Source organism: Paenibacillus sp. Y280, assembly GCF_056786335.1.
On sequence record NZ_JBXCIW010000002.1, the window covers coordinates 332,945 to 358,767 of the forward strand.

The 25,823-nt window shown below is 51.1% G+C and carries 24 protein-coding genes; 1 reads left to right on the top strand and 23 read right to left on the bottom strand.

Annotated elements, in window-relative coordinates; genetic code table 11:
* From rsgA to AC1TPC_RS04400, 18 genes are all read right to left on the bottom strand, one after another.
* The gene (rsgA, locus tag AC1TPC_RS04315) at positions 1–966 is read right to left on the bottom strand and encodes a ribosome small subunit-dependent GTPase A (protein ID WP_482065619.1); all 966 of its coding nucleotides are present in this window, start codon (positions 964–966) and stop codon (positions 1–3) included.
* Positions 926–3,022: a Stk1 family PASTA domain-containing Ser/Thr kinase gene (gene pknB / locus AC1TPC_RS04320; RefSeq protein WP_482065620.1), complete on the bottom strand. Its 2,097-nt coding sequence runs from the start codon at positions 3,020–3,022 to the stop codon at positions 926–928. Before pknB ends, rsgA begins: the two co-directional genes overlap by 41 nt.
* 5 nt (positions 3,023–3,027) lie before the next feature.
* On the bottom strand, positions 3,028–3,789 hold the full coding sequence (locus AC1TPC_RS04325) for a Stp1/IreP family PP2C-type Ser/Thr phosphatase (RefSeq protein WP_482065621.1): 762 nt from the start codon (positions 3,787–3,789) through the stop codon (positions 3,028–3,030).
* A gap of 7 nt (positions 3,790–3,796) precedes the next feature.
* Entirely contained in the window at positions 3,797–4,843 is a 1,047-nt protein-coding gene (rlmN, locus tag AC1TPC_RS04330; protein ID WP_482065622.1) for a dual-specificity RNA methyltransferase RlmN, read from the bottom strand.
* Positions 4,844–4,943: 100 nt separating this feature from the next.
* Positions 4,944–6,461, bottom strand: coding sequence for a 16S rRNA (cytosine(967)-C(5))-methyltransferase RsmB (gene rsmB / locus AC1TPC_RS04335; protein ID WP_482065623.1), 1,518 nt, complete (start codon positions 6,459–6,461; stop codon positions 4,944–4,946).
* Positions 6,458–7,411 carry a methionyl-tRNA formyltransferase gene (gene fmt, locus AC1TPC_RS04340; protein WP_482065624.1) on the bottom strand — a complete coding sequence of 318 codons (954 nt, stop codon included), beginning with the start codon at positions 7,409–7,411 and terminating at the stop codon, positions 6,458–6,460. The genes rsmB and fmt overlap by 4 nt, the downstream gene beginning before the upstream one ends.
* 4 nt (positions 7,412–7,415) lie before the next feature.
* On the bottom strand, positions 7,416–7,901 hold the full coding sequence (gene def, locus AC1TPC_RS04345) for a peptide deformylase (protein WP_169083152.1): 486 nt from the start codon (positions 7,899–7,901) through the stop codon (positions 7,416–7,418).
* 42 nt (positions 7,902–7,943) lie between these two features.
* Positions 7,944–10,436 (bottom strand): primosomal protein N', encoded by a 2,493-nt coding sequence (gene priA, locus AC1TPC_RS04350; RefSeq protein ID WP_482065625.1) that lies wholly within the window; start codon positions 10,434–10,436, stop codon positions 7,944–7,946.
* Complete coding sequence (gene coaBC / locus AC1TPC_RS04355; RefSeq protein ID WP_482065626.1) at positions 10,433–11,647, bottom strand: bifunctional phosphopantothenoylcysteine decarboxylase/phosphopantothenate--cysteine ligase CoaBC; 1,215 nt, start codon at positions 11,645–11,647, stop codon at positions 10,433–10,435. Before coaBC ends, priA begins: the two co-directional genes overlap by 4 nt.
* A gap of 151 nt (positions 11,648–11,798) precedes the next feature.
* Positions 11,799–12,323, bottom strand: a complete 525-nt coding sequence (locus AC1TPC_RS04360; RefSeq protein WP_482065627.1) for a YfiT family bacillithiol transferase — start codon at positions 12,321–12,323, stop codon at positions 11,799–11,801.
* 120 nt (positions 12,324–12,443) lie between these two features.
* The gene (locus AC1TPC_RS04365) at positions 12,444–12,740 is read right to left on the bottom strand and encodes a hypothetical protein (RefSeq protein WP_482065628.1); all 297 of its coding nucleotides are present in this window, start codon (positions 12,738–12,740) and stop codon (positions 12,444–12,446) included.
* Positions 12,741–12,932, bottom strand: coding sequence for a hypothetical protein (locus tag AC1TPC_RS04370; RefSeq protein WP_482065629.1), 192 nt, complete (start codon positions 12,930–12,932; stop codon positions 12,741–12,743).
* 219 nt (positions 12,933–13,151) lie between these two features.
* Complete coding sequence (gene rpoZ, locus AC1TPC_RS04375) at positions 13,152–13,361, bottom strand: DNA-directed RNA polymerase subunit omega (protein ID WP_053375625.1); 210 nt, start codon at positions 13,359–13,361, stop codon at positions 13,152–13,154.
* Between the two features lie 16 nt (positions 13,362–13,377).
* Positions 13,378–13,995: a guanylate kinase gene (gmk, locus tag AC1TPC_RS04380; protein WP_482065630.1), complete on the bottom strand. Its 618-nt coding sequence runs from the start codon at positions 13,993–13,995 to the stop codon at positions 13,378–13,380.
* 13 nt (positions 13,996–14,008) lie between these two features.
* Positions 14,009–14,269 carry an extracellular matrix/biofilm regulator RemA gene (gene remA, locus AC1TPC_RS04385; RefSeq protein ID WP_005548256.1) on the bottom strand — a complete coding sequence of 87 codons (261 nt, stop codon included), beginning with the start codon at positions 14,267–14,269 and terminating at the stop codon, positions 14,009–14,011.
* A gap of 340 nt (positions 14,270–14,609) precedes the next feature.
* Positions 14,610–16,481 (bottom strand): bifunctional homocysteine S-methyltransferase/methylenetetrahydrofolate reductase, encoded by a 1,872-nt coding sequence (locus AC1TPC_RS04390; protein WP_482065631.1) that lies wholly within the window; start codon positions 16,479–16,481, stop codon positions 14,610–14,612.
* Between the two features lie 30 nt (positions 16,482–16,511).
* Complete coding sequence (gene dapF, locus AC1TPC_RS04395; RefSeq protein ID WP_482065632.1) at positions 16,512–17,342, bottom strand: diaminopimelate epimerase; 831 nt, start codon at positions 17,340–17,342, stop codon at positions 16,512–16,514.
* A gap of 121 nt (positions 17,343–17,463) precedes the next feature.
* The gene (locus AC1TPC_RS04400; RefSeq protein WP_482065633.1) at positions 17,464–20,247 is read right to left on the bottom strand and encodes a calcium-translocating P-type ATPase, SERCA-type; all 2,784 of its coding nucleotides are present in this window, start codon (positions 20,245–20,247) and stop codon (positions 17,464–17,466) included.
* Positions 20,248–20,427: 180 nt separating this feature from the next.
* Here AC1TPC_RS04400 and AC1TPC_RS04405 point away from each other — a divergent pair, with 180 nt between their 5' ends.
* On the top strand, positions 20,428–22,197 hold the full coding sequence (locus AC1TPC_RS04405; RefSeq protein ID WP_482065634.1) for an Rqc2 family fibronectin-binding protein: 1,770 nt from the start codon (positions 20,428–20,430) through the stop codon (positions 22,195–22,197).
* A gap of 139 nt (positions 22,198–22,336) precedes the next feature.
* Here the strand turns inward: AC1TPC_RS04405 and AC1TPC_RS04410 are convergent, their stop codons facing one another.
* The 5 genes from AC1TPC_RS04410 to AC1TPC_RS04430 all read right to left on the bottom strand — a co-directional run bounded on the left by AC1TPC_RS04410 (position 22,337) and on the right by AC1TPC_RS04430 (position 25,816).
* Positions 22,337–23,224 carry a PHP domain-containing protein gene (locus AC1TPC_RS04410; RefSeq protein WP_482065635.1) on the bottom strand — a complete coding sequence of 296 codons (888 nt, stop codon included), beginning with the start codon at positions 23,222–23,224 and terminating at the stop codon, positions 22,337–22,339.
* On the bottom strand, positions 23,215–24,126 hold the full coding sequence (locus tag AC1TPC_RS04415; RefSeq protein WP_169083165.1) for a selenium metabolism-associated LysR family transcriptional regulator: 912 nt from the start codon (positions 24,124–24,126) through the stop codon (positions 23,215–23,217). The genes AC1TPC_RS04410 and AC1TPC_RS04415 overlap by 10 nt, the downstream gene beginning before the upstream one ends.
* Positions 24,127–24,254: 128 nt before the next feature.
* Positions 24,255–24,692 carry a hypothetical protein gene (locus AC1TPC_RS04420; RefSeq protein WP_482065636.1) on the bottom strand — a complete coding sequence of 146 codons (438 nt, stop codon included), beginning with the start codon at positions 24,690–24,692 and terminating at the stop codon, positions 24,255–24,257.
* A gap of 276 nt (positions 24,693–24,968) precedes the next feature.
* A complete protein-coding gene (locus AC1TPC_RS04425) occupies positions 24,969–25,232 on the bottom strand; it encodes a YlbG family protein (protein ID WP_053375618.1) in 264 nt (87 codons plus the stop codon).
* Between the two features lie 92 nt (positions 25,233–25,324).
* Complete coding sequence (locus tag AC1TPC_RS04430; RefSeq protein WP_482065637.1) at positions 25,325–25,816, bottom strand: YlbF/YmcA family competence regulator; 492 nt, start codon at positions 25,814–25,816, stop codon at positions 25,325–25,327.
* Between the last annotated feature and the right edge of the window lie 7 nt (positions 25,817–25,823).

Below are 25,823 nucleotides of genomic sequence, written 5' to 3' on the forward strand. Positions count from 1 at the left end.
TTAGTACCTCCGTTTTTTCTCTTTCATCTCAGCTAGAAACAGGAGGTAGTGATCATGTCTGCTTTTCTCGATTGCGCCGCTCTCAACCGCTGCGAGCACCGCACAGCCTGGCTCATGCACATGCGTGCAGCCCCTAAACTTGCAATTAGGAGAAAGCTCACGCATCTCGATAAAGCAATAGCCCAAATCCTCAATCCCTAACTCCTGAAAATCCAGCTGGCTAAAACCTGGAGTATCCGCTACTAAGCCGCCGCCGATCTCAATGAGCTCGACATGCCTAGTTGTATGCTTCCCTCGCCCTAGCCTGTTGCTGATTGCATTCGTCTCCAGCTCTAAACCAGGCACGATCGCATTTAGCAGCGAAGACTTTCCTACGCCCGATTGGCCAGCGAAAACCGCCAAATGGCCCTTCAGCCTCTCTTGAAACGGCGCAATCCCTTCGCCAAGCAGCGAGCTTGTCCCAAATACCTCGTAACCAAGGGACCTGTATATACGATTAACAGAGGAGGCTGCAGCCTGCGCCTCCTCTGTCTCCAAACCGTCATTCTCCAAATCCTGTTTGCTCAAGCATAATACCGCCGGGATGCCCGCATGCTCGATATGGACAAGAAACTTATCGAGCAGCTGCAAATTCAGTGCCGGCTCCGTAACGGAGAATACAAGAATCGCCAGGTCGATATTAGCTACAGGAGGACGGATAAGCTCCGACGTTCGAGGCAAGAGCTCCTCAACGGTTCCCTCCCCATTCTCCGTTAAGCTGTACATAACTACGTCGCCAACGAGCGGTGTTAGGCCCCTGTTCTTAAACACGCCGCGAGCACGGCATTGGACCGTTATAGAGTCCGATGCCGTATTTTCCGCTCGCACATAGTAATAGCCGCTGAGCGCTTTTACAATTGTCCCTTTGAGATGACCTTCTTTGCTGTTATGGCTGCTGTTGCTGTTGCTCTTCTTCAACTGGCTCATCGCTTTCGGTAACCTCCGTTTGTGCCGGAACATCCGTCGCCGGCACTTCTTCACCCGGAATGGTCAAGGTGGATGAATTCGAACCCTGCAATAATTCATCGTACGTAATCGTTTTGGTGTCGATAAACTGGTTATCGCGGTAAACCGTCACTCTAGCTTCTGTATCAGGCGCTAAAAGAACGGTAACCGGGAATGTTTGGGTACTCGTAATTTGCCGTTTATCCCACTCGGTATTTTCACCGCGCGCATCGGAATATACAATTTTGATCTCGCTTGTCTTTCCAGCTACAGCCGGCGAGATCGTAATGTTGAATTGATGCTCCTTTGCATCCGCAGGCGGCCCTGAGCTTACTCGGATCGAAATTTTTGCCCCTTTGGATACATGATCCTTCGGTTTGTGCGGGTGTTGGCTAATGACAAAATCCTTCTGATGCAAAAAGCTAGGTTCGTACAAAATATCGGCGTCATCCAGCGTCAGCTCATTCGCCTTGATCAGATCTTTGGCTTCGGCGAGGCTCTTGCCAATTAAATTCGGCATTGGAACGGTCTCGCGGCCTTTGCTGACCATGAAATAAAATTCAACCGATTCCGGATTATATTGCTCCCCTGGCTTTGGCGACTGCTGAATTATCGTATCCGCAGCCTCCTCGCTGAACACCGATTCAATTTCGATCTGATCCTCTATTATGATGCCTAAAGCGCCAAGCTCATCAATCGCAGCCTGCAGCGGCTTGCCTACATAGTTGCCAAGCTCCTCAAGCTCCGGTCCGTCGCTGACTGTAATTTGAATAAAGGAGCCTTCCTTCACTTTCATGTTCGACTTAGTCTGATCAAGTACCTGATCCTTCGGAATTTCCTTGTTATGCTCGTGAAGGACCGGCTCTTCCACCTTAAGACCTTTGGCCTCAATCATTTGCCGCGCCACGGTTTCCGACTTGCCTACGACATAAGGCACCTCTACCTCCGCTACATCAATGAAGCCGAGCAGCGAGATAAAGCCCCAGATGATCAGACCCAGCACAGCTAGCGTGACACCAACGACAGTTAGCGGTTTCCTCCAGCCCTTTGACTTAGAAGCAAGCTCCTTATCTTGGATTTGCTCTTCCTTCTTCGCGTTGATCGGCCGCTCTCGCTCCTGGGAAGCTACAGGTCCGATATCCCCGCGGATAGCAGGCATCACGCGTGTCTCTTCCAGATCGTTAACATGCGTAAACGTAATTTTTGGCTCCTTCAATCGCTCTGGACGCATGCAAGTATCCAGATCGACCAGCATTTCATGCGCGGAGTTGTAACGCTCGCTCGGATTTTTGCGCATCGCTTTAAGAACGACATTCTCCACGCTTTGCGGAATATGCGGATTAACGATACGCGGCTCCTCGAAATTTTCCTGCAAATGCTTCAAAGCAATGCTAATCGGACTTTCGCCGAGAAACGGAAGCTGTGCGGTCAGCATTTGATAAAGCACGATGCCAAGCGAATACAAATCAGACTTTTCTCCCGTATTAATGCCTTTCGCATGCTCCGGAGAAAAATAATGAACTGAGCCCATGACAGAGCCGGTCTGTGTAATTGTTGACGATGTAACCGCGCGCGCGATACCGAAGTCGGTAACTTTAACACGCCCGTTTTTGCCAATTAATATATTATGAGGTTTAATATCTCGGTGAATAATATGGTTCTGATGCGCGTGATCAAGCGCATCTGCAATTTGCATGGCAATACGCACCGCTTCATCTGTTTGCAACGGCGCACGCTCTTGTATGATTTCATTCAAATTGTGGCCTTCAATGTATTCCATAACGATATAATGCGTGTCCTCTTCTTGCCCTACATCATAAATGCTGACGACATTCGGATGAGACAGCGCAGCTGCTGACTGGGCTTCACGACGGAAACGGCGTATGAATTCCTCGTCATGCACAAATTGCTGCCGCAGCACCTTCACTGCGACCTTTCTGTTAAGCAGCACATCATGGGCTTTATATACAAGCGCCATTCCGCCGCCGCCGATACGTGTTAAAATCTCATAACGTCCGCCTAAATCCTGTCCGATCATCCTTGTCACCCCTCTCGATTCGTGCCAGCCGCTTCTTGCAGGAGAACGACCGTAATATTGTCGTCTCCGCCAGCATGCAGCGCAAGCTGAATGAGATGATCAGCTTTAGCTTCCAGCTCCAGCTGCTCAGTGGTGACCGTTAGCAGCATTTCCTGCTCGCTCACCATATTCGTTAATCCATCGCTGCACAGGAGCAGCACGTCTTGCGGAGAGAGCTCCACCGATTGCACTTCAATATCGACATGTGAATCCGTGCCTATTGCACGGGTGAGCACATTGCGGCGCGGATGGTGCGCGGCCTCCTCTATGCTGAGCTGGCCGGATTTGACCAATTCATTGACCAGCGTATGATCATTCGTAATTTGCGTGATGACGCCTTCGGTAATTTTGTAGGCGCGGCTGTCGCCAACATGTCCTATGATCGCATTATTCTGCTTAACCAAAGCAGCGACAATCGTAGTGCCCATATTGTGATATTGCTCATTGCGCGAGGCCAATTCAAAAACAGCCTCATTTGCTTGCGAAATGGCTTGCCTAATGAGCATTTTACCTTCTTGAAGAGACAGGTCAGACTTGGCTGCGCTTTGCTCCAGCATGCTGCGGAACGCGTCCACCGCTTTCTGGCTGGCTACGTCTCCAGCCTGATGTCCACCCATGCCATCAGCTACGATGGCAAGAGTGATCCCGTTATGCAATTGACTTACCCAAGATTGATCTTCATTGACATGACGAACCCGTCCGATGTCACTGCGGTTTGCCGTTAACAATCAGTCATCACCTCGCCTGAGACTCCATATGTTTCGCTCTTAATTGGCCGCATGCAGCCGCAATGTCATGCCCTTGCTCCCTGCGAATCGTTACGCTCACTTTATTTTTCTCGAGCACGCGTTGGAATTCAAAGATATCCTCGCGCGGCGTACGGACATAATTCCGTTCTGGCACATGGTTTACAGGAATCAAGTTGACGTGGCACAGCATTCCCTGAAGCACGTCCGCAAGCTCTTGCGCATGCTCCGCACGGTCATTGACGCCGCCGATCAAGGCATACTCAAACGTAATTCTTCGGCCGGTCTTCGCAATATAGTTATGGCAAGCAGCCATTACATCATCAAATGGGAAGCGGCGGTTAACCGGCATCAGCTTCGAGCGAAGCGCATCATTTGGCGCGTGGATCGATATCGCCAAGTTGATTTGTGTATTTTCCTCCGCGAACTTATACATGCTTGGCACAATACCGCTAGTTGATACAGTTATATGACGTTGTCCAATGTTTAGACCCTTCTCATGAATCATGATGCGAAGGAATGCCATCGTAGCGTCATAGTTCTCGAACGGCTCGCCAGAGCCCATAATAACGATACTGGAAACACGCTCTCCAGTAGCGTCAAGCATTTGCTGCGCAGTCACGACCTGAGCGACGATCTCGCCCGCAGTCAGGTTCCGCTTCAAGCCGCCAAGCGTCGATGCGCAAAACGTACAGCCGATTCGGCAGCCGACCTGCGTGGTGACGCAAATGCTGTTGCCGTAGTTATGGCGCATGATAACCGTTTCGATCGCATGCGCGTCGTGAAGGCCGAACAGAAACTTAACAGTCCCGTCCTTCGATTCAAACTTCGTAATTTCGTTTAACGTTATAATTTGAAAGCTTTCCTCAAGCTTTTCTCTAAGCCCCTTAGATAGGTTGGACATATCTTCAAAGCTCTTCACTCGCTTCACATACAACCAATCAAACAGCTGTCCGCCGCGAAATGCCGGCTCGCCGTTGTCTATCATCCATTGCTGAAGCTGCTCGAGCGTGTAGTCATATACGCATGGTTTCATTTCATCACACCTGTACCTTATAGTAGGGCGGCTAAACCGTTCCGGTCGCCGCCATCGATTTATTTTACCACAAACGCCCATGTTCAGCCATAAGCGCAGGTTATGGACGCTTTACCATCCTTGCAATATAGAAACCGTCACTGTCAAAATGCTGCGGCAGCAGCTGCGCTTGTCCATCGAATTTCTCGTCGATTGCGCCAGCTTTCTTGAGCTGATCTACAACGGCCTCGGGCCAATTGCGATCCAATTCAAATTCAGGATGCTCCTTCAAAAAGGTCGCGACTTGCCGCTCGTTCTCGTCCTTCTCGATGGTGCAAGTACTGTATACGAGCACGCCGCCAGGGCGAACCAAATCACACACTGCGCCAAGCAGACGCTGCTGAACGGCTGCAATCTCGGATACATCGCCTGCGGTTTTGGTCCATTTGATTTCCGGCTTCCGCCTAATAACGCCAAATCCAGAGCATGGCGCATCCAGCAGGACGGCATCCATCGATTGCGGCTTGAACCTTTCTGCCAGCTTAAGCGCATCCTCGGTAATGGCCTCGACGTTGCGAAGCTTCAAACGCTCGGTCTGCGTTACGATCAAATCCCGCTTATGAGCATGCAGATCATTCGCCCATACTTTGCCCTTGCCGTCCATAAGCTCAGCCAGATGCGTGCTTTTGCCGCCAGGGGCAGCGCAGCAATCGAGCACCTGCATGCCTGCTTTTGGCGCTACGACCTCCGCGACCAGCATGGAGCTCTCGTCCTGTACCGTCCACATTCCGTCACGGAATCCGTCCGTATCGGCAAGATTGCCGCCTCGATTTATCGCTATGCCCGCAGGCGCGATCACGGACGGCTCTGCATCATAGCCAGCTTCCCTCAGAAGCTCTATTGCCGCTTCGCGTGTTCCGCGAAGCGTATTCGCGCGAACGCTGGAATGCGGATGATCGTTGCCCGCAGCGCAGATGGCCTCGGCCGTTTCAGCCCCATATGCGGCAACCCACCGGCTTACGAGCCACTCCGGATAGGAATGGCGAAGCGCGATTTGCACGATAGGATCCGCATGCTTAATCTCGGAAGCCAACAGCTCTCCGCGACCGCGGTCGATGCTGCGAAGCACGCCGTTGACCATGCCGGAGATGCCGGAATGGCCTCGCTTCTTCGCAATCGTGACCGCTTCATTCACCGCTGCATGCGCTGGGATGCGATCCAAGTACAGCAGCTGATAAGCGCTCATTCGAAGCAGCTGATGAACCCATGGCTCAAGCTTATGCAGCCCCTTGGAAACGAATCGGCTCAGCCAGTAATCCAGCGTCGCTTGCCGCTGAATCGTGCCATATACGAGCTCGGTCACAAGTCCGGCATCAGCCCGCTGAAGACCAGCATCCTGCAAGGTCCGATTAAGCTGCAAATTGCTGTAAGCGCCGGTCCCCGCAACCTTCACCAGCGTATCCATCGCCAGCTCGCGCGGTGATTTCGCTTTGCGAGAACCAGGCTGCTGCTGTTGCGAGGCCCCGGCAGGCTTGCTGCCGCCGACAGGGCGTTTATGGCCATGTCCAGCTTTAGGCTTTCCTTTGCCGCCATTGCTGCCGTTGCGATTGGCGCTAGGCTTCTGCGTGCTCTCCGTCATACAGCACCTCCGTCGCCAAACAGGGTGCCCGCTTCAAGACGCGCACCTTTCAGCCAATCCGATGCGTTCATCGCTTTTTTGCCTGCTGGCTGAATTTGCTCCAGCACCAGAACGCCATCACCAGTTTGAATTGATATGCCGCTGCTGTCTGCAGCTAGGACAGTCCCAGGGGCAGAAGCTGCTGCTATCGAAGCTGCCGAAGGCACAGCACATTGCCATACTTTGAAAATCTCGCCATTCAAGTACGTGAAAGCCCCCGCCATCGGCGACAAGCCGCGAACTTGATTGAATATGGCGCGAGCGGACTTCGTCCAATCGATTCGCTCATCCTCGCGAGTCAAGTTCGGCGCATAAGTCGCCTGCTCGTCCTGCTGCGGCACTGCCTTCGCTTCCCCAGCGATGATAGACGGCAGTGTTTTGCCAAGCAGCTCCGCACCGGTGATGCTCAGCTTCTCAAACATCGTTCCCGACGTATCCTCGTCCGTAATCGGGAGCTCTGCAACACTAATCATATCGCCTGTGTCCAGTCCTTCCGCCATGTACATAATCGTCACGCCCGCCTTGCTCTCTCCATTGATAATCGAGCGCTGAATAGGAGCTCCGCCGCGATATTTCGGCAGTAAGGAGCCATGCACGTTAATGCAGCCAAGCCGCGGAATTTCGAGGAGCGCTTTTGGCAAAATTTGGCCGTAGGCAGCCGTTACGATTAGATCCGGCGCAAACTCCGCCACCGCTGCAACGGCCTCGCTGTTCCGCATCCGCTCTGGCTGCAGCACAGGCAGGCCAAGCGACAACGCCGCTTCCTTAACAGGCGGCGGCGTCAGCGTTTTTTTGCGGCCCTTCGGCCGATCAGGCTGTGTTACAACAGCGACAACATTGTACTGCTGCTCAAGGAGCAGCTTCAAAGAGGGAACGGCAAATTCCGGCGTTCCCATAAACACAATACGCATGAAGCTATTCGCCGCCTTTTCTAGCTCTTTCCGAAATGTCGTAGATGTTCTCCGCCAAATCGGTAAACAAAATGCCGTTCAAATGATCGATCTCATGCTGAAAAGCGCGAGCAAAGTAACCCTGTGCTTCAAGCGTAAACGACTCGCCGTCAATGTGCTGACCTGTCACGACTATACGGTCCGCACGGAGAACATCACCGTTTAGGTTTGGAATGCTCAAGCAGCCCTCAGGACCAAGCTGCTCGCCATCCTGCTCAACGATAACAGGGTTAACCATTGCGATCAGTCCGTTGTCATCGCCTACATCAACCACGATAACCCGCTTCGAAATACCGATTTGCGGCGCTGCAAGGCCTACGCCATCAGCGTCATACATCGTCTCCGCCATATCTTTTACCAGCTTTTCCAAATTAGAGTTGAATTTCGTTACTTCCTTAGCTACTTCCCGCAAAACCGGGTCTGGTTCTTTCACAATTATACGGATACTCATAGTATTCCCTTCCTTTACGTTCATTAAAATAGTAATAGCTATTTATAATATAACTTGCGGATCTACGTCAATACTGAACTGCACCTGACGCTGCGGCGGTCCGTCCGTGAATGACGTGAGCGCCTTGCGAACGAGAGCCGAAGCATCGATGTTCCCCCGATATTTTATCACACATTGAAAACGGTAGCGATCCTTCATTCTCGAAATGGGCGATGCAACAGGCCCAAGCACCTCGAGCGCTCTACTAAATCCGCTGTTCAGCGGAAGCAGTACGCCTTCATTCTCGGCCAACTCGCGCAGATCCGCAGCAAATCGTTCGCTGATCGATGATAGAAGCGGCAGCTGCTCATGAGACATCGTAACGAGGATCAGCCTGCAATAAGGCGGATAACCCATGGCGCTCCGATGCCGCAGCTCCTCGCTTACAAAAGCCGCGTAATCATGCTGCTGCGCCGTTACGACCGCATAATGCTCAGGCGCATAGGTCTGAATAACGACCTCTCCCGGCAAATGATGTCTGCCGGCGCGCCCCGCAACCTGCGTAAGCAATTGGAATGTTCGTTCGGCTGCGCGAAAATCAGGCAAATTAAGCGAAGTATCCGCCGCGATGACCCCGACTAACGTAACGTAAGGAAAATCGAGTCCCTTCGCTACCATTTGCGTGCCTAGCAGCACATCTGCTTTTCGCTCTCCGAACTGCTTCAGCAGCTTCTCATGCGAGTTTTTCTCCGTCGTCGTATCCACATCCATCCGGATCACCCGAATGCCCGGAAACAGCTTCGAGAGCTCCTCCTCAACCCGCTGCGTCCCTGTGCCAAAATAACGGATATGCTCGCTTTGGCAGGAAGGACAGGTCGTTGGCGCCTGCTCGGCATGGCCGCAATAGTGACAGCGGAGCGCGCGCGATTTCTGATGGTACGTAAGTGAAATATCGCAGTGCGGGCAAGCCGCCGTATAGCCGCAGGAGCGGCACATGACGAAAGTCGAGTATCCGCGCCTGTTAAGCAGCAGCACCGACTGCTCGCCGCGCTCAAGCCGCTCGGCAAGCGAGCTGTGAAGCAAGCGGCTGAACATAGAGCGATTGCCTTCTCTCAGCTCCTCGCGCATATCGATAACCGCAACGGGAGGCAGCGGCCTGCCGCCCACGCGGATTGGCATTGGCAGCAGCGCGGGCTCGCGGCCCTCATCACGGGCCGTTAACGGTCTGCTCGCTGCCGCAAACGACTCAAGCGAAGGTGTCGCCGAACCTAGCACAACCGCGGCGCCATGCTGCTTCGCCCTCCGCACAGCCACATCTCGCGCGTGGTATTTCGGGCTTTCCTCCTGCTTATAGGACGATTCATGCTCTTCATCGATTATAATAAGCCCAAGCCGTTCAAACGGTGCAAAAATCGCCGAACGCGCGCCAATCGCTACCTGCACCTGGCGGCTGCGAATTTTGCGCCACTCGTCATAGCGCTCGCCGTTCGAGAGCCTGCTGTGCAGCACCGCGACCGCATCTCCGAATCGTCCTTTAAAGCGCTCAACCATTTGCGGGGTAAGTGAAATTTCCGGGACGAGCACGATCGCTTGCTTCTCCTGCTCCAAGCAGAACTGAATCGATTGCAAATATACCTCTGTTTTGCCGCTGCCCGTTACGCCGTGAAGAAGCATCGTCTGCGGCTCGCCTGCATGAACGGCTCTCGCAATCCGATCAAATACGTCTTTCTGGCCTTCAGTTAGCTCGAGCGGCGTCGTTCTCTCGAATAAACGCCCTGCATAAGGATCGCGCTGCTGCTCGATCTCCTCTATGACAAGAAGCCCTTTCTCCGCCAAGGAGCGTACGCTTGCCGCTGAGCCCCCTGCCTCTGCGAGCAGCTGCTGCATTGGCAATGGGCCGCCGTGATCAAGCATATAAGCCAGCAATTCGCGCTGCTTCGCCACTCTTGCCGGCAAAGCCTCCATTTGCCTGCGGACTTCCTCCGCATCATCAGGTACGAATACGGTTAGAACCTTGCGGATCGCAAGCCGATCTTTGATCGAGGTTTGTTCTACCAGCACGCCCTCCCGAAGCGCAGCCTTCACTGCTTTCGCATGCTCTGGAAATCGCTCCAGCAGCACCTCCAGCTTTACGAGCTGTCCGCTCGCTCCTATCCATTCCGTCATAGCTGCTGGGAGGTCCTCCTTCGCCGCTTCCTCGTCCTGAATGCCGACAAGGCGCTCAGCCTTCCCCTTCAAAGCAGCCGGGATCATCGCTTGCAGCGCCGTTGTCCAAGAGCAGCAATACTTCTCGCTCATCCATTTCGCAAGCTCGATGAGATCGGGCAGCAGCGGCGGAACGTGATCGAGCAGCTCCGATATGGGCCTCAGCCGTTTCATGTCTACGTCCGTTGTCTCTGCAAGATGTGTGACGAATCCCTGCAATACACGCGGTCCGAACGGAACGCCGACGCGGCTTCCGACCTCGATCCAGTCTTCAAGCGCCGCAGGCACCTCATAATCAAACGGCCGATCCGTCTGGCGGCTCGGCACGTCTACAATGACTTTAGCAATCATTCGCCTCTCCCTCCAGAGGAAGGAAGACGCGCAGCAATCAACTCCAGCAAACGAGAGGCAACCTCGCGCTTAGACAAGAGCGGCATCGACTCAACAAGTCCCTCTGAAGCAAACACTTTAACGATATTCGTATCGCCGTTAAAGCCTGCCCCATCCTTGCTTACATCGTTAGCTACAATGAGGTCGCAATGCTTCCTTCGCAGCTTGTCCATCGCATAATGCTCAATCTGCTCTGTTTCTGCCGCAAAGCCAACAAGAAACTGATGCTTCTTTCGCTGTCCAAGCGTCTCCAAAATATCAGTTGTCCGCTCGAGCTCCAGCACCAGCTTCTCGCCGCTCTTTTTAATCTTCTGATCGCTGACGTTTACTGCCCGGTAATCAGCCACCGCTGCCGACTTCACTACGATGTCCATCTCGTCATAGACGCTCGTTACCGCCTCCAGCATTTGCTGCGCGGACGCTACTCGGATGACCTTTACGCCGGCAGGCGGAGCGAGCGAGGTACGGCCTGCGACAAGCGTCACATCAGCGCCCATCAGACGAGCTGCCTCTGCAATCGCAAATCCCATTTTGCCGGATGAATCATTCGTCAAATACCTTACAGGATCAAGCCGCTCCATCGTGCCGCCTGCAGTTACCAGCACCTGTTTGCCTTTCAGCTTGCCGCCTTTGCCGAACCAAGAATCAATCGCCATAACGATGTCCTCAGGCTCCGCAAGACGCCCTTTAGCGACGTATCCGCAGGCAAGCTGGCCTGTGCCAGGCTCCACGAACATAACGCCGCGTGCTGCCAGCAGCTCCAGATTGCTCACAACGGCTGGATGCTCATACATATGCACATTCATTGCCGGAGCGATTAATACCGGACAAGTTGCTGCCAGCAGCGTCGTGCTGAGCATGTCATCGGCATGGCCTCCGGCCAGCTTCGCAATCGCATTGGCAGTAGCCGGAGCAATAACAATCAAATCCGCATGGTCAGCCAAATGAATATGCGATACGACCGAGGGATCTCGCTCATCGAATGTATCGGTATAGACCGGGTTTCGCGATAACGTTTGCAAAGTAAGCGGCGTAATAAACTTTGTCGCTGATTCCGTCATAATAACATGTACAACCGCGCCCGCCTGCACCAGCTTGCTGCATAGCGCTGCGCCTTTATAGGCTGCAATCCCGCCTGTAATGCCGAGTATAATCGATTTCCCTTTTAGCATGGTGTATCTCCCTATCAAGCGTAAACGGCTAAAGGCCTCCTTTGGCAGCAAAAGCTCGTTTCGCAATAAAAATGATAAGCCGCATGATGAGCGTCAGGCTTATCATTTCATTTATTTTCACATAAGCGATTCAACACGATTGTTCAAACGTCTACCAGTCCTTGCGTTCCCTCAAGCTCGTAATTTGAGCAACATGATGCTTGCCATGCCACGCGACGAATCCTAGAAAATTGGCCAATCCAATTTGACTGCCCTTCTCCGGATGGTAGAACATTTTATCAAAATCAGATGCCTCCATCGATCGAAGCAGCAATACTAAGCGTACATAAATGCCCTCTACAATCGCTGTGCTAACCTCTGGCGAGGCTTGCAGGCTGTCTGCCGTCTCCGCCCAGCGTTCTTCGTTAAATGGCTTGATGGTCGGATTGGGCTCTGTGAGCGCAAGCTTGAAGCGTGAGAAGCAATTCATTGAAGCATCCGCAAGGTGATGGACGACCTGGCGCACGGTCCAGCCGCCGCTCCGATAAGATGTATCTAACTGCTCATCGTTCAAATCTGCAAGCGCCGCCTTAAGCTGCCCTGGCAGCTTCTCGATGTCTGAAATCCACTGCTCGCGATGCTTTACGGTCATTCCCTCGAACGAGTACCTGCCAATTGGATAACGTAATTTGTCCATTCCGTTCCCTCCTGTTCATTCGTCCCTGAATCGTAAGTCCCACCATCTATCATAACATATGCAGCTTCAAAATCTAACCAGACCGATTACTTTTTATATGATAAAATCTACTTTCTATGCTTAAAAAATACCGTTTTTCAATTGATGCGCCATCTTGTAAAGCTCCGCAATATCGCTGCGGCCGATCTCCTCGAACCTTCTAACAGCCTCATCAATGTCAACAACCTCAACCGCAATAACCTGCTCGCCATCCGGCGGGTTTAGAGGCTCGCAGACAATGCTGACTTCGCCGTATCCGACCAGTCTCACGAAATGAGGATGAGGAATATGCGGTCGGTAAGGCTCGCTCGCAGACGAGTGGCATTTAAAGCAACCGAAGAGCGTGTAATTTATGAGCTCTTCAATCTTCCTCTGCATTTATTTCATATTACTTATGAACTGCGCAACGCCAACAGAAATGGACATCACAACAAATACGATAAGAAAACCGATGGCAAACCTAGACCATCCTGATCTTTGACGTTTCGAATCCACTCTCAATTGCGCTACTTGACCTTCCAGCTCCTGCAGCGTTTTCTTTATTTCTTTAATTTCTTGATCGTTAGCCAATGTCATCAACCTCTCCAGCAGCGCTATTTATTATTGAATCCCTTATCGTGCTGTGTTTCATTGATGCTGCTATTAGTTTATCAAAAAAACGGCCCTCACGACAAAAAAGCTGCCCAAAACCGTAAAACAGCAATTGGTCAGCTTTCTTTCGCATTAGCATAAAAAAAAGAGCACCTACTTTGCAGTAGGCACTCTGTTCCTAGCTAACGAATATTTGGATTAATCCTCTTTGGTAGCGAGGTTTTCTACTTGGAGAATGTCGCCATAAATTTCTTCCAGCGCAACGCCTACATACTTGCGGGAGCGTGGATTTTTAAGCTCCGACTTGTCTCCATTGCGGAGCATGCGAGCGCGTCTGGAAGCCGCTACAACAAGCGTGTATTTACTGTCAACTTTTTTCACCATTTCGTCAATGGACGGATATAACATCGTTCATTCTCCTCACTCATGCTTTCTCAATTGCGGCAACCATACCCGAAACGTAAGGCAAATATCTTTCTCTGCGGCAGTGCTCCGCAATCATGATGCTGCGAATACGATCGCAAGCAGCATCTATCTCATCATTCAATACCGCATAGTCGTAGTGGCCGAGAAAATTCATTTCCTCTACCGCTACAGACATGCGATTATTGATCGTATCCAAGGTTTCCGTGCCGCGGCCGGTAATTCGCTGCTTCAGCTCATCCAAGGATGGAGGCAACAGAAATACGAAAATGCCTTCGGGAAACTTTTGTTTCACCTTGAGCGCTCCCTGCACTTCAATCTCCAATATAACATCCTTGCCGCTTGCCAAAGTGAGTTCCACGAAATCACGAGGCGTTCCGTAGTAATTACCAACATATTCAGCATGCTCCAAAAGCGCGTCTCGCGCAATCATATCCTGGAACTGCTCTCTGCTTTTGAAAAAATAGTTAACGCCTTCTACTTCACCCTGACGCGGCAGTCTGGTTGTTGCCGACACCGAATATACCAGCTCAGGAACCTTATTACGAAGAACGGAGCAAACCGTTCCTTTGCCAACCCCTGATGGGCCGGACAATACAATTAGCAATCCCTTATCCATATTACTCCCCGTACTATTCGTCGTTATCGTCGTCCTTAGTGGATAATCGGTGCGCAACCGTCTCAGGTTGAACAGCCGATAATATCACATGATCGCTATCCGTAATAATAACAGCGCGCGTGCGGCGTCCATATGTTGCATCAATAAGCATATGCCTATCGCGTGCCTCTTGAATGATTCTCTTAATCGGAGCCGATTCCGGGCTTACGATTGAAATAATGCGGTTTGCTGATACAATATTACCGAATCCGATATTAATAAGTTTAATAGCCAAGCCTGGTTCCTCCTCCGCCTACGGTCTTCCCTGTGCATCTGCCTGCAAATGTTCAAATACTCGTTTATATTTTATAAATGTGAATACGACAAGTTTGCGTTCTTGCCAAAAACAGACAGAACTACTGCACTATTGTTGACGAAAAAAGTGCTGGACATACGTCCCGAAGCACGCTAAAGCATATGCCGAAGCCGATGCTCGGCAGCCTGTCCTTGCCATGCAGTGTAAGCGAGGCAACAGTATCCATGCTTTATTTTAATTGATTTCTTACAAACGAACAAGCGAAAATGCGAAAACAAGCAAAAAAGCTTGATTTTCGCATTTATTTCAGCCTATTTGGCTACACACGCTCTGTCTTCTTCCACACGTATTCCGTGAGCTGAACGCCCATATCATAGAACATAAACGGCGTTATTAAATATATTCCTTTAAAATGAGGCAAAGCCGCGTCGAGCAGCTCCTTCGCGATTTGCACGCCTTCCGCACGGCCCGCTTCGCCTTCTAGACCCGACATCCTCTGACGAACCTCATCGGACAGCTGAATGCCCGGCACCTCGTTATGCAGATACTCAGCGTTCCGACCGCTTGCCAGCGGCATGATGCCGATAAATACAGGTACCGATAAATGCTTCGTCGCCTCTGCCATCCTCTCAATCAAGCCCGGATCATAAACAGGCTGGGTCATAATATAGTCCGCGCCTGAAGTGATTTTGCGCTCAAGTCGCTGAACAGCCTTATCCAAGTGCTTGACATTCGGATTGAATGCCGCGCCTACTACGAACTTCGCCTTTTGCTTGAGCGGCTTGCCCGAGAAGGCCGTTCCGTCATTCAACTGCTTGATCATCCGAATCATTTCGAATGAGGTAAGATCATAAACCGAGCTTGAGTCCGGCAGGTCGCCGAACCGGGCTGGATCACCCGTTACAGCCAGCACATGATCGATATCGAGCGCATCCAATCCCATCATATGGGACTGCGTCCCGATCAGGTTGCGGTCGCGGCATGCGATATGAACGAGCGGACGAATGCCCACTTTCTCCTGCAGAAGCGCCGCTAGCGCAATGTTGCTCATACGAGTAACCGCAAGCGAGTTGTCTGCCATCGTGACCGCATCCGCCTTCGCTTCCTTCAGCGCTGCCGCGCCATCCATAAACTTGCGGATATCCAAATCGCGAGGCGGATCAAGCTCAACGATGACCGTATGGCGCTTTCTCACTAGATCAACGATTGACGGCTCCTGCACCGCAACCTTCTGAGGTGCAGCTTCCGCTTCTGCCTGCTTCTCAACAGGCTTTACGACAATCTTCTCGATCACAGCGGCTGCCGAAGCTTGTTCGAGCTTAGGAATATAACCGTCAATTGCTGCAGCTATCGCCTTGATATGCTCAGGCGTCGTTCCGCAGCAGCCGCCAATCAGGCGCGCGCCGCGATCAGCGAAGCGCTGGGCTGACTCTGCAAAGTATTCCGGGCCAGCGCTGTACGCATATTTGCCATCAATATAATCAGGTATGCCCGCGTTCGGATATACCGATAACGGCAATCCAACTGGTCCTGCTATCGAATCAATCGCTCTCATAATTCCGTTAGGGCCGCTGCGGCAATTAAAGCCTACAACGTCAGCCCCAGCCTCTTGGAGCTGATCAAACGCCCCTTTCATCCCATTGCCATCCTGCGTGCGGCCAACATCCTCGACCGCAAACTGGCAAATGACAGGCACGTTGGATGCCGCTCTCGCAATGCGAAGAGCAAGCAGCATTTCATCAAGATCGTAAAACGTTTCGAGCAGGAGCCCGTCCACGCCCTCGTCAAGAAGAGCATGCATTTGACGCTGGTAGGCTTCGATTACTTTTGCCGTTCGCAAATTTTTCAGCTTGCCGTCACGAATGGAGCCAACCGCGCCTACGACATAAGCGTCATCGCCGATCGCTGCTCGAGCAACGCGTACACCCGCACGGTTGATTGCATCCATCTCGCCCTCCAAGCCATATTTGGAGAGCTTCTCCAAATTAGCCGAGAACGTATTCGTCTCAATGACACGCGCACCAGCCTCGTAATAGCGGCGGTGAATGTTCTCGATGACATCGGGACGAAGCGTATTAAATTCTTCATAAGAAACGCCGACAGGGAACCCCATCTGATAAAGATAGGTTCCCATCGCGCCGTCCCCGGTCAAGATACGCTGCTGGAGCGCTTCCCTCAAATCCGGTTTCATTATTTTCATACCACCCATCTGACGCAGCTCTTATAACGAGCCGCGGAATGATACCGCAGCCGGACCAGACATGTAAACGTGATTGTCGGACTCGTTCCATTCAATGAGAAGATCGCCGCCTTTAAGCGATACGGTAGCCGTCCGATCCGTCGCACCGGTCAATACCGAAGCGACGACCGTTGCGCATGCGCCGGTACCGCAAGCAAGCGTTGGGCCCGCGCCGCGCTCCCAAACGCGCATGTCGGTATGGGAACGGGAAGTAACCGTGACGAATTCTACATTGATTTTGCGAGGAAACAATGGATGCGTCTCAAGCTTAGGTCCCCATGTGTTCAGATCAAAATGAACAGCATCGTCTACATAGATCACGCAGTGTGGGTTGCCCATCGATACGGCGGTGAAACGGAATTCTCGTCCATCCACCTCAATCGGATGCTCAATGACACGCTCGGCATCGACGGTTGTCGGCACTTGAAGGCCACTCAGAATCGGCTCTCCCATATCAACGCGGACCGATGTCACTTCGCCGCCTTGAACAGTAAGCTGCACCTTTTGAGCGCCGGCGCCGAGCGTTTCGATCGTAATCTCTTCTTTATCGGTTAAGCCATTATCATAAACGTATTTAGCTACGCAGCGAATCGCATTGCCGCATTGCTCTGCTTCAGAGCCGTCGGAATTGATAATGCGCATGCGGAAATCCGCGAGCTCCGAAGGCAAAATGTAAACAAGTCCGTCAGCGCCGATTCCAAAAAACCGGTTGCAAAGTTGGATGGCCAAATCCGCCACATCATCAGGAAGCTGCTGCTCGCCTGCAAATACGATAAAGTCATTTCCTAAACCGTTCATCTTTGTAAAATTCATCTGTTAGCCCTCTCCTTGCCGCATCTCTAGGTATAATAAAACTATCATTATTTCCTAATAGCATACCGCAAAGCAAGGAGAAAGGCTATTCATAATTTGTATCATCATTTGTATTTTTATGTTATCTTGCCGCGGTTTGAGGACCAATCGGCCATTTTGTTTTGTTGTTGTTTTTCTTCTTCGTGCCAAGCACGCTGCCAATCCCCATTACGAAAGTCGGAATTCCGGCTGCTACAAAGACGAGACACCATTCACGGAAGTTGAGCGGAACGGTTTTGAAGATCGGCTGCAACGCTTCAATATAGAGCACGCCGATCATGAGCAGCAGCGATGAGAGTACGGCGAGCACCAAATATTTATTTTGAAACGGATTGCGGTGGAAAATAGAGCGCGAGCTCCTGCAATCGAATACGTGAATGAGCTGTGCCATAACTAAGGTTGCGAAAGCTACTGTCTGCGCCTTCATGAGCTGCGCAGCGCTGCCTGGTGCGTCATGCAGCGTAATCCAGAATGCTCCAAGCGTACAGACCCCGATCAAAATGCCGCGGCTGATGATTTTCCAGCCGAGCCGGCGCGAGAAGATGCTCTCTTTGGCCGAACGCGGCTTCTGCTGCATCAAATCCTTCTCTGCCTGATCCACGCCGAGCGCCATCGCCGGCAATCCATCCGTGACCAGGTTGACCCATAAAATTTGAATCGGTACCAGCGGAAGCGGAAGCCCCGCCATCATCGCTAGAAACATTACGAGAATTTCACCGACGTTCGAAGCAAGCAAATACCGAATGAACTTGCGAATATTTTCATAAATGCCTCGTCCTTCTTCGATTGCGGCTACAATCGTCGAGAAATTATCGTCGCTCAGTATGAGCGCAGAAGCTTCCTTCGACACATCCGTTCCGGTGATGCCCATTGCGATGCCGATATCAGCCGCTTTTATCGCAGGAGCATCATTAACGCCATCCCCCGTCATGGCAACAACATGCCCTTGGCGCTGCAGCGCCTTGACGATCCGCAATTTATGCTCTGGCGAGACGCGCGCGTAAACGTAAATATTGTCCACGAGCCGGTCAAGCTGCTCGTCGTCCATCGCTTCCAGCTGCCTGCCGCTCATTGCGATGCCGCCGCGCGGCATAATGCCGAGCTGTCCGGCAATCGCTTCCGCCGTCAACTGATGATCTCCGGTAATCATAACTGTCTTGATTCCCGCGCGTCTGCAGTTTGCTATCGCTTCCTTCACCTCGCGGCGCGGCGGATCGATCATGCCGGTCAAGCCGACAAAGACTAGCTGGCTTTCGGCGTCGCTCTCCGACTCGCATACATCACCGGCACGCAAATCGCGATAGGCAAGTCCTAGCACGCGAAGGGCCGATTGCGCCATTAGCTCGCCTGCCTCCGCACACTTGCGTTTTAATGTGGCGGTGAAAGGCACAACCTTTCCTTCCCAAAGTACATACGAGCAGTGATCCATGAGAAGATCAGGAGCGCCTTTCGTACAGACGAGACGTCCGCCCTGATGCGCCACCACGACCGACATCCGTTTCCGCTCCGAATCGAACGGAAATTCCTTCTCCCGCTTATAAAGCTGCTCAAGCGCCTTGGCGGATGAGCCCAGCTTGGCAGACAGGACGGCTAGCGCACCTTCTGTCGGATCACCCTTAAGCACCCATTCTTCTTGAACTTCCTTGCTCTTGCGTTTGCCCGTTTCCGCTGACTCAACCTTCACGATTTGAGCGTTATTGCATAATGCGCTAATTTGAAGAAGACGTTTTACAGATTGATCATGCTTAATATCAAGGGCACTGCCCGCTTCATAAATAGCACCGGTCGGATCATAACCCTCTCCGCTTACCTCAAGCTGTCTTCCGCCAATCCACACATGGGTAACCGTCATTTTGTTTTGCGTCAGCGTTCCCGTCTTGTCCGAACAAATAACCGATGCGCAGCCAAGCGTCTCAACGGAAGGCAGCTTGCGAACGATAGCCTTCCGCTTGATCATCCGCTGCACGCCAAGCGCTAGTGCGATCGTCACGATTGCCGGCAGCCCTTCCGGAATCGCTGCAACGGCTAAGCTTACGCCGGCCAGGAACATGCCATACGGAGGCTGACCATGTAAAATTCCTGCTGCGACAACCATAATCGTCAGTCCTACCGCAACGACGATCAAAATTTTGCCCAGCTGCTCCAGACGGTGCTGCAGCGGTGTTTCCATCGACTCCGTCTGCTCGATAAGTCCCGCAATTTTGCCCATCTCCGTATCCATGCCCGTACGAATGACAACAGCTCTTGCTGTACCTCGTGTGATCATCGTACCCATGAACCCCATATTGCGCTGATCACCGAGCGGCAGATCATCCTCGCCAATAGCCGCGGCATGCTTCCCGACAGGCACAGATTCCCCCGTCAGAGCCGATTCCTCGACATAGCAGCTATTCGCTTCCAGCAGACGAACGTCAGCCGGAATCCGGTCTCCGCTCTCCAAATAAATAAGATCTCCGGCAACAAGCTCCTTAGCCGGGACAGTCAGCAATTCCCCGCCGCGTATAACTTTTGCGGTTGGGGCTGACAATTCCTTGAGTGCCCGCAAGGAGCGTTCCGCGCGAAATTCCTGAGCGAAGCCAAGGACTGCATTAAGGGCGATGATCGCGACGATCGTAATCGCGTCCAAATATTCGCCAAGCAAGCCAGAAATCAATGTCGCTCCCATTAAGACGAGCACCATAAAATCTTTAAATTGATTAAGGAACAGCAATATCGGCGAAACGCGCTTCCCCTCGGTCAATTCGTTCCGTCCATGCTTCTCCAGCCGCAGCGCCGCTTCCGACGTCGTCAGCCCTTGATCTGGGGAGCTGACTAACGCATCAACCAGCTCAATTGTCCCCATTTGATGCCATTTCATTTGTTCCATGGTATAACTCCCTCCCGTAATATGCCGAGCCAAGCAGCAACGACGCCGGCCCCTCGGACAGCCTTTATAGGGTAAATGTATTCGGACAGCCCATAAAATATCCCATCAAGGACTTAAGTTTTTGTCTCAACTATGGCATGATAGAGAAAGAAAGACCAAGGAAGCGAGGAACTATACACCATGGCATTAGACGGTATCGTCACCCATGCGATTACGCATGACCTGCAGCGCTGCATTGGCGCGCGTATACATAAAATCCATCAGCCTACCAATCACGAGCTTGTTTTCAGCATTCGCGGCGCCGGAACGCAGGGCAAGCTGCTGCTGTCCGCCAATCCAACCTATCCCCGTGTCCACTGGACTACAGGTACTTACGTCAACCCAATGGAAGCGCCTATGTTTTGCATGCTTCTTCGCAAGCATTGTGAAGGAGGCATGATCGAATCCATTCGCCAAATCGGACGCGAGCGGATCATTCATATCGAAGTGAAGCACCGCGACGAGCTCGGCGACCTATCAAACAAAACGATAGTAGTCGAAATTATGGGGCGTCACAGCAACATTATTTTGATGGACCCCTCAACGGGCATCATTCATGACGGCATTCATCATGTCACGCCAGCAATCAGCAGCCATCGCATCGTGCTGCCCGGCAGCAGCTACACTTCGCCGCCTGAGCAAGGCAAGCTTGATCCTTTAGCCATAGAGAACGAGCAGCAGTTTCTAGATGCGCTTAGCGACACCGACGAGACTGCCCCCTTGTACAAAAGGCTGGTGGACAAGCTTAGCGGCTTCAGCCCGCTTCTCGCGAAGGAGCTTGTGCACCGTGCGAGAATTGACGCAGCAGAGCAAGCAGGTGAAGAAGCTGCATCGCAGCAAGATCTTGCCGCATTATGGAGCAGCTACTCCAGCTTTATAGAGCAAGTGAGGAAGGATCGGTATACGCCAACGATCAAAACAAACCCGGAATCCGGCAAATCATTTTTCTCTATTACGGAGCTTACGCATATAGAAGGTGAAGCTGTTGTTTTTCCAGACATAAGCGCTTGTCTTGAAGGCTTCTACGGCAATAAGGCGGAACGCGATACGGTCAAGCAGCGCGCTGCGGATCTCATTCGGTTCGTCCAAAATGAAAAAGCTAAGAACATTTCAAAAATTAAAAAGCTTGAGGATACGCTCGTTGAAGCGAAGGATGCGGAAAAATATAGAGTGCTCGGCGAGCTGCTAACCGCCTATATGCATCAAATAAAGCGCGGCGATACGGCCATTGAGCTCGTTAACTTTTATGATGAGGAGCAGGCTTTAGTCAAGATTGATCTGGATCCGCTGCTTACGCCATCGGACAACGCTCAGCGGTATTTCCGCCGATACACGAAGCATAAGAACAGCTTGTCCATCGTTGCCGAGCAAATGGAGATCGCGCGTACCGAAATCCAATATTTTGAATCGCTGCTGCAGCAGGTCGACAACGCCTCGCTTGGCGACATTGGCGAGATTCGCGATGAGCTCGTTGAGCAGGGTTATATGAAGGAGCGCGGCCGGCGCGGTCCGAAGAAGAAAAAAACGCTTAAACCGACCTTGCTGTGCTATACCTCCTCTGAGGGAGCAACGATATATGTCGGCAAGAACAATACGCAAAATGAGTATTTAACGAACCGGCTCGCAGCGCCTTCCGATACATGGCTCCATACGAAGGATATCCCAGGGTCGCATGTTGTGATTAGAGGCGGCGGCTTCGGCAATGCTACGCTTGAGGAAGCCGCGATGCTATCCGCACATTATAGCCAAGCCCGCGACTCAAGCTCGATTCCGGTAGACTACACGACGATTAGACATGTTCGCAAGCCGAATGGTGCGAAGCCCGGCTTCGTTATTTACGACAACCAGAAGACGTTATACATCACGCCTGACGAGCAGCGCATTAAATCGCTTGCAAGCGAATTAAAGTAAACAACAGGTTATAGAAGCATGAAAAAAACACGGCCGCTTATTCTTTTGGAATAAGCAGCCGTGTTTTTTTTGGCGCAGCTCCTGCTATCACCCGCGTGCATGAATGACTGAACAGCCTCAATTTGCTCGGAATGCCTTCCTATGATTCATTTTGTTCTTTCCACCAGGAAGGTTCAAGCTGCTGAAGCACTTTTGCTTCTACCGTACGATTGCCTATTTCACCATGAAAAATAACGCCCTGGCGCGATCCATGAAAATCCGAGCCGCCTGTCGCAATTAATTGATATTTCGCTGCGAGCTGCGCATATCGGCTTTCATCCTCAGGGTTGTGATCCGAGTGGAACACTTCAATCCCTTGAACGCCATAGCGAATAATTTCCTCGACTAATGAATCATTGCCATATAACCCCGGATGCGCAATGACGCTGGTGCCGCCAGCTTCGCGAATCCAATCCACCGCTTCAAACGGATTCAGTCTTGGAGGATTGACATAAGCCGCAGCACCTGTTTTTAAGTAACGGTCAAATGCTTCTTTCATATCGGAAACAATGCCTTTGCTTACAAGCACAGCAGCAATATGCGGACGACCGATACTAACAGCTGCCGCCTGCAATGTCTCCAGGTTAGTGTTGCCGTGCGCCGCAGCTATGACCTCCTCCATCGTGACCGCTATTCCGAGCTCGTTCAGCTTATTAAGGATCATTTCATTCCGTTGATCTCTTAATCCACGGAGGCTTGCAAGGCGTGTTAGCCACTTCTCGTCGTCGTTATTGGTGTAATAGCCAAGAATGTGAATATCCGTCCCGCTTGCAACGGTGCTCACTTCAACGCCGGGTACAACTATAATATCTAATCGTTTCCCTTCCAGCATCGCTTCCGCTACGCCAGCAACGGTATCGTGATCGGTAATGGCAATTGCCGCAAGACCCGCCTTTTTTGCCAACCGAACGTTCTCAGCTGGTAATTGCATGCCATCGGAAGCAGTCGTATGTGTGTGCAGATCGGCAAGTCCGTTAATTATAGCCATTGCTGCAAGTCCCTCTCTCTTAAAAAGGATAAAAAAGTGACGGCGGATATCGGCAAAATGGCTGATTTCAAGTAAATCGAATAAAACTGCCGTTGAAACTTCGAATCCGATACCTTAATCATTCGAATTAAATCGAGTGCCACCTCATGCTTTACGGATGAGGATGAAATGAAGGAAATGCCTAAGCCAGCTTCAACCGCTGACTTCACGGCACCCGTGCTTCCCAGCTCCATTACGATTTTCATAGAAGCGGGATCGATGTTTTTGTTTCGCAGCTGTTCTTCCATCACAAGCCTAGTCCCCGATCCTTGCTCCCGCAGCACAAAAGGGTATTCCATAACTTCCTCTAACGTAACGGAAGCCCTCTCCGCTAATGGATGCGATTTGGACACGATTAATCTCAGCTCATCGCTCATCACCGCTTCCATATGCATATCCGGATGATTTATAGGAGCCTCGATAAGCCCAAAATTGAGCTGATGATTCAAAATATCCTCCATAATTTGCGAAGTATTCATAACCTTCATGCTTATTGAAATATGCGGATATTCTTGACCGAACGGACCGAGCAAGCGCGGCAAGATGTACTCGCCAATCGTTAGGCTTGAGCCGAGCTGGAGTCTTCCCTTCAGCTGTTTCGTGAAAGCTGACATCGCCTGGTCCGTATCACGAATTAAATCGATGCTGCGCTGGGCGTAAGGCATAAGTGCCCGCCCCGCTTCTGTCAGCTCAATGCGTTTCGTAGAACGCTGCAGCAGCTTCGTACCGAAATAATCCTCCAACGACTGTACTTGCATCGTGACAGCGGGCTGTGTCATATGTAAAGATTGCGCCGCAGCCGAGAAGCTGCCCCGTTCCGCAACCGTACAAAAAATATGCAGTTGATGAAAATTAAGCGCCATGAACCAATCATCCTTTCTTCTGGTCAATATTATACTACATAGCTTGTACAGAATCTTACAACCCCAACAAAAAAGCATGCAATCTTTTGCAGATTGCATGCTTTATCCATTTATAAAGGTATAAAGTCCTATTTACGTTTTCTACTGCTCTTCACAAGAGTCATTCGCCTAGAATGACGAAGCCATGAATAATAGGATTTCAGATCCCTGAGCTCAATGGTTTCTGACATACGTCCCAGAAAGGTTACGATGATCATCTTATGTAAAGGAAGTCCGGTAATATCCGTCTCCGTTAATGATTCTGCAAATTCAGCAACAAATACAAGATCATCGTCAATAAGATAAACATCCTGTTCGTTGCGGTAATAAGGCTCGACCCGTCCTTGCTTCAGACATTCCCATAGAAATTCAGCAATGTCCTCAAAACCGGTTTTCTCGCTTTCGATCCGGTCTAACCAGCGACTTTTGGCATGGTTCGTAATTACGATATCCGCAACTTTCTTATCACCCAGATCAATATAAAACGACTCATATGTGCTCCATCTTCTCGTCATTTTATCTTTCAATCCGCAACCTACTCCTTCCAAGGAACCAGGGCTTTTATACTATGAATTTTATTCCATTTTACCACGATTGTCCGATATTACAACAATAAATTAAAGTCAGACCATTTTTGTAAGTATTTGGCACACTAATACAAAAAAGACGCTCCTCAGTATTATTTCTCACTGAGAAGCGCTTGTAATTCGCAAGAATGTAATATTTTACATTATCACACAAACTTAACGAACGATGCAACTAAATTTCAGTCGGTTTTGAGATGATGTTTATTGGGAAACTTATTATAAGCTGTAAAATCTTGTTTTATCTTCGCTATCCTTGCTATATTCGGTCTTGATCTCATTTCGATAGGAGCGTTCAATCTTACGAACATACGAAAGCTTCCCCATTTGCCGCACAGCCTCTTCAGAGCGCTCCGCATTCATGTACATGACGACATAGTGCATCTTGCGCGACATGTAATGAACCGTCCCGAATCTTTCCAAAGACCTTGCAGCTTTCAAATCACTTACCCAAACGATATAACCAGTTCGATCCGGTAGCATCTTTTCCCTCCCCAAAGGTTTGCGTAGCAAACCTACTTCGTAAGCATGTGCAAAGGTTTGCGTAGCAAACCTACTTTGTGCAAAGCGTAAGCCTAGCTGCAGCCGCCGCTTCCGCAGCTGCATGAACCGCCGCTTCCGCAACTGCCGCCGCCAGCCTTTTCATTGCCTGGCACTTTAATATTTTCCGATACGGACTCCGCTATCGTACGAGAGACATCAAAAAGCATCTCGTCTACGACTTGCTCGGCATATTTGAAGCGGCGAACGCTTTCAATTTCGCTTAGCTCCCGCTCAATGCCTTTTACTTTGTCCTTCGCTTCGTTGTAATTGGGGTGGAAGCGGCCAAATCGTTGACATTCGTCAAACAGCTCCTTCGCTTTCGCGAAGCGCTTCGTCATTTGCTTCACTTCTTCGTCCTCGTTCACAGCCGACTTCCAATATAAATATTCGGCAACTTCCGCCGATTGATTGATCCAGTCACCTAATTCATAGGCGCAAAGCAGCAGCGATGCCATATCGAGAGAAGAAACGCCGCCTTGCGATTGCTCCAACTGAATAGCCGTTAAACCTTCAGCAGTTGGCATTCATCCA

Bases quoted from the DNA above. Each gene is read 5' to 3' on its own strand.
- gmk (WP_482065630.1), bottom strand. From the start codon at position 13,995: ATGGATAAGGGATTGCTAATTGTATTGTCCGGCCCATCAGGGGTTGGC.
- AC1TPC_RS04365 (WP_482065628.1), bottom strand. From the start codon at position 12,740: ATGCAGAGGAAGATTGAAGAGCTCATAAATTACACGCTCTTCGGTTGC.
- coaBC (WP_482065626.1), bottom strand. From the start codon at position 11,647: ATGCTAAAAGGGAAATCGATTATACTCGGCATTACAGGCGGGATTGCA.
- dapF (WP_482065632.1), bottom strand. From the start codon at position 17,342: ATGAATTTTACAAAGATGAACGGTTTAGGAAATGACTTTATCGTATTT.
- fmt (WP_482065624.1), bottom strand. From the start codon at position 7,411: ATGCGTATTGTGTTTATGGGAACGCCGGAATTTGCCGTTCCCTCTTTG.
- pknB (WP_482065620.1), bottom strand. From the start codon at position 3,022: ATGATCGGACAGGATTTAGGCGGACGTTATGAGATTTTAACACGTATC.
- AC1TPC_RS04425 (WP_053375618.1), bottom strand. From the start codon at position 25,232: ATGCTACCGGATCGAACTGGTTATATCGTTTGGGTAAGTGATTTGAAA.
- AC1TPC_RS04415 (WP_169083165.1), bottom strand. From the start codon at position 24,126: ATGGCGCTTAATTTTCATCAACTGCATATTTTTTGTACGGTTGCGGAA.
- AC1TPC_RS04405 (WP_482065634.1), top strand. From the start codon at position 20,428: ATGGCATTAGACGGTATCGTCACCCATGCGATTACGCATGACCTGCAG.
- AC1TPC_RS04410 (WP_482065635.1), bottom strand. From the start codon at position 23,224: ATGGCTATAATTAACGGACTTGCCGATCTGCACACACATACGACTGCT.
- def (WP_169083152.1), bottom strand. From the start codon at position 7,901: ATGAGTATCCGTATAATTGTGAAAGAACCAGACCCGGTTTTGCGGGAA.
- rpoZ (WP_053375625.1), bottom strand. From the start codon at position 13,361: ATGTTATATCCGTCCATTGACGAAATGGTGAAAAAAGTTGACAGTAAA.
- rsmB (WP_482065623.1), bottom strand. From the start codon at position 6,461: ATGACGGAGAGCACGCAGAAGCCTAGCGCCAATCGCAACGGCAGCAAT.
- AC1TPC_RS04400 (WP_482065633.1), bottom strand. From the start codon at position 20,247: ATGGAACAAATGAAATGGCATCAAATGGGGACAATTGAGCTGGTTGAT.
- AC1TPC_RS04360 (WP_482065627.1), bottom strand. From the start codon at position 12,323: ATGGACAAATTACGTTATCCAATTGGCAGGTACTCGTTCGAGGGAATG.
- rsgA (WP_482065619.1), bottom strand. From the start codon at position 966: ATGAGCCAGTTGAAGAAGAGCAACAGCAACAGCAGCCATAACAGCAAA.
- AC1TPC_RS04430 (WP_482065637.1), bottom strand. From the start codon at position 25,816: ATGCCAACTGCTGAAGGTTTAACGGCTATTCAGTTGGAGCAATCGCAA.
- AC1TPC_RS04390 (WP_482065631.1), bottom strand. From the start codon at position 16,481: ATGAAACCGGATTTGAGGGAAGCGCTCCAGCAGCGTATCTTGACCGGG.
- priA (WP_482065625.1), bottom strand. From the start codon at position 10,436: ATGATTGCTAAAGTCATTGTAGACGTGCCGAGCCGCCAGACGGATCGG.
- rlmN (WP_482065622.1), bottom strand. From the start codon at position 4,843: ATGAAACCATGCGTATATGACTACACGCTCGAGCAGCTTCAGCAATGG.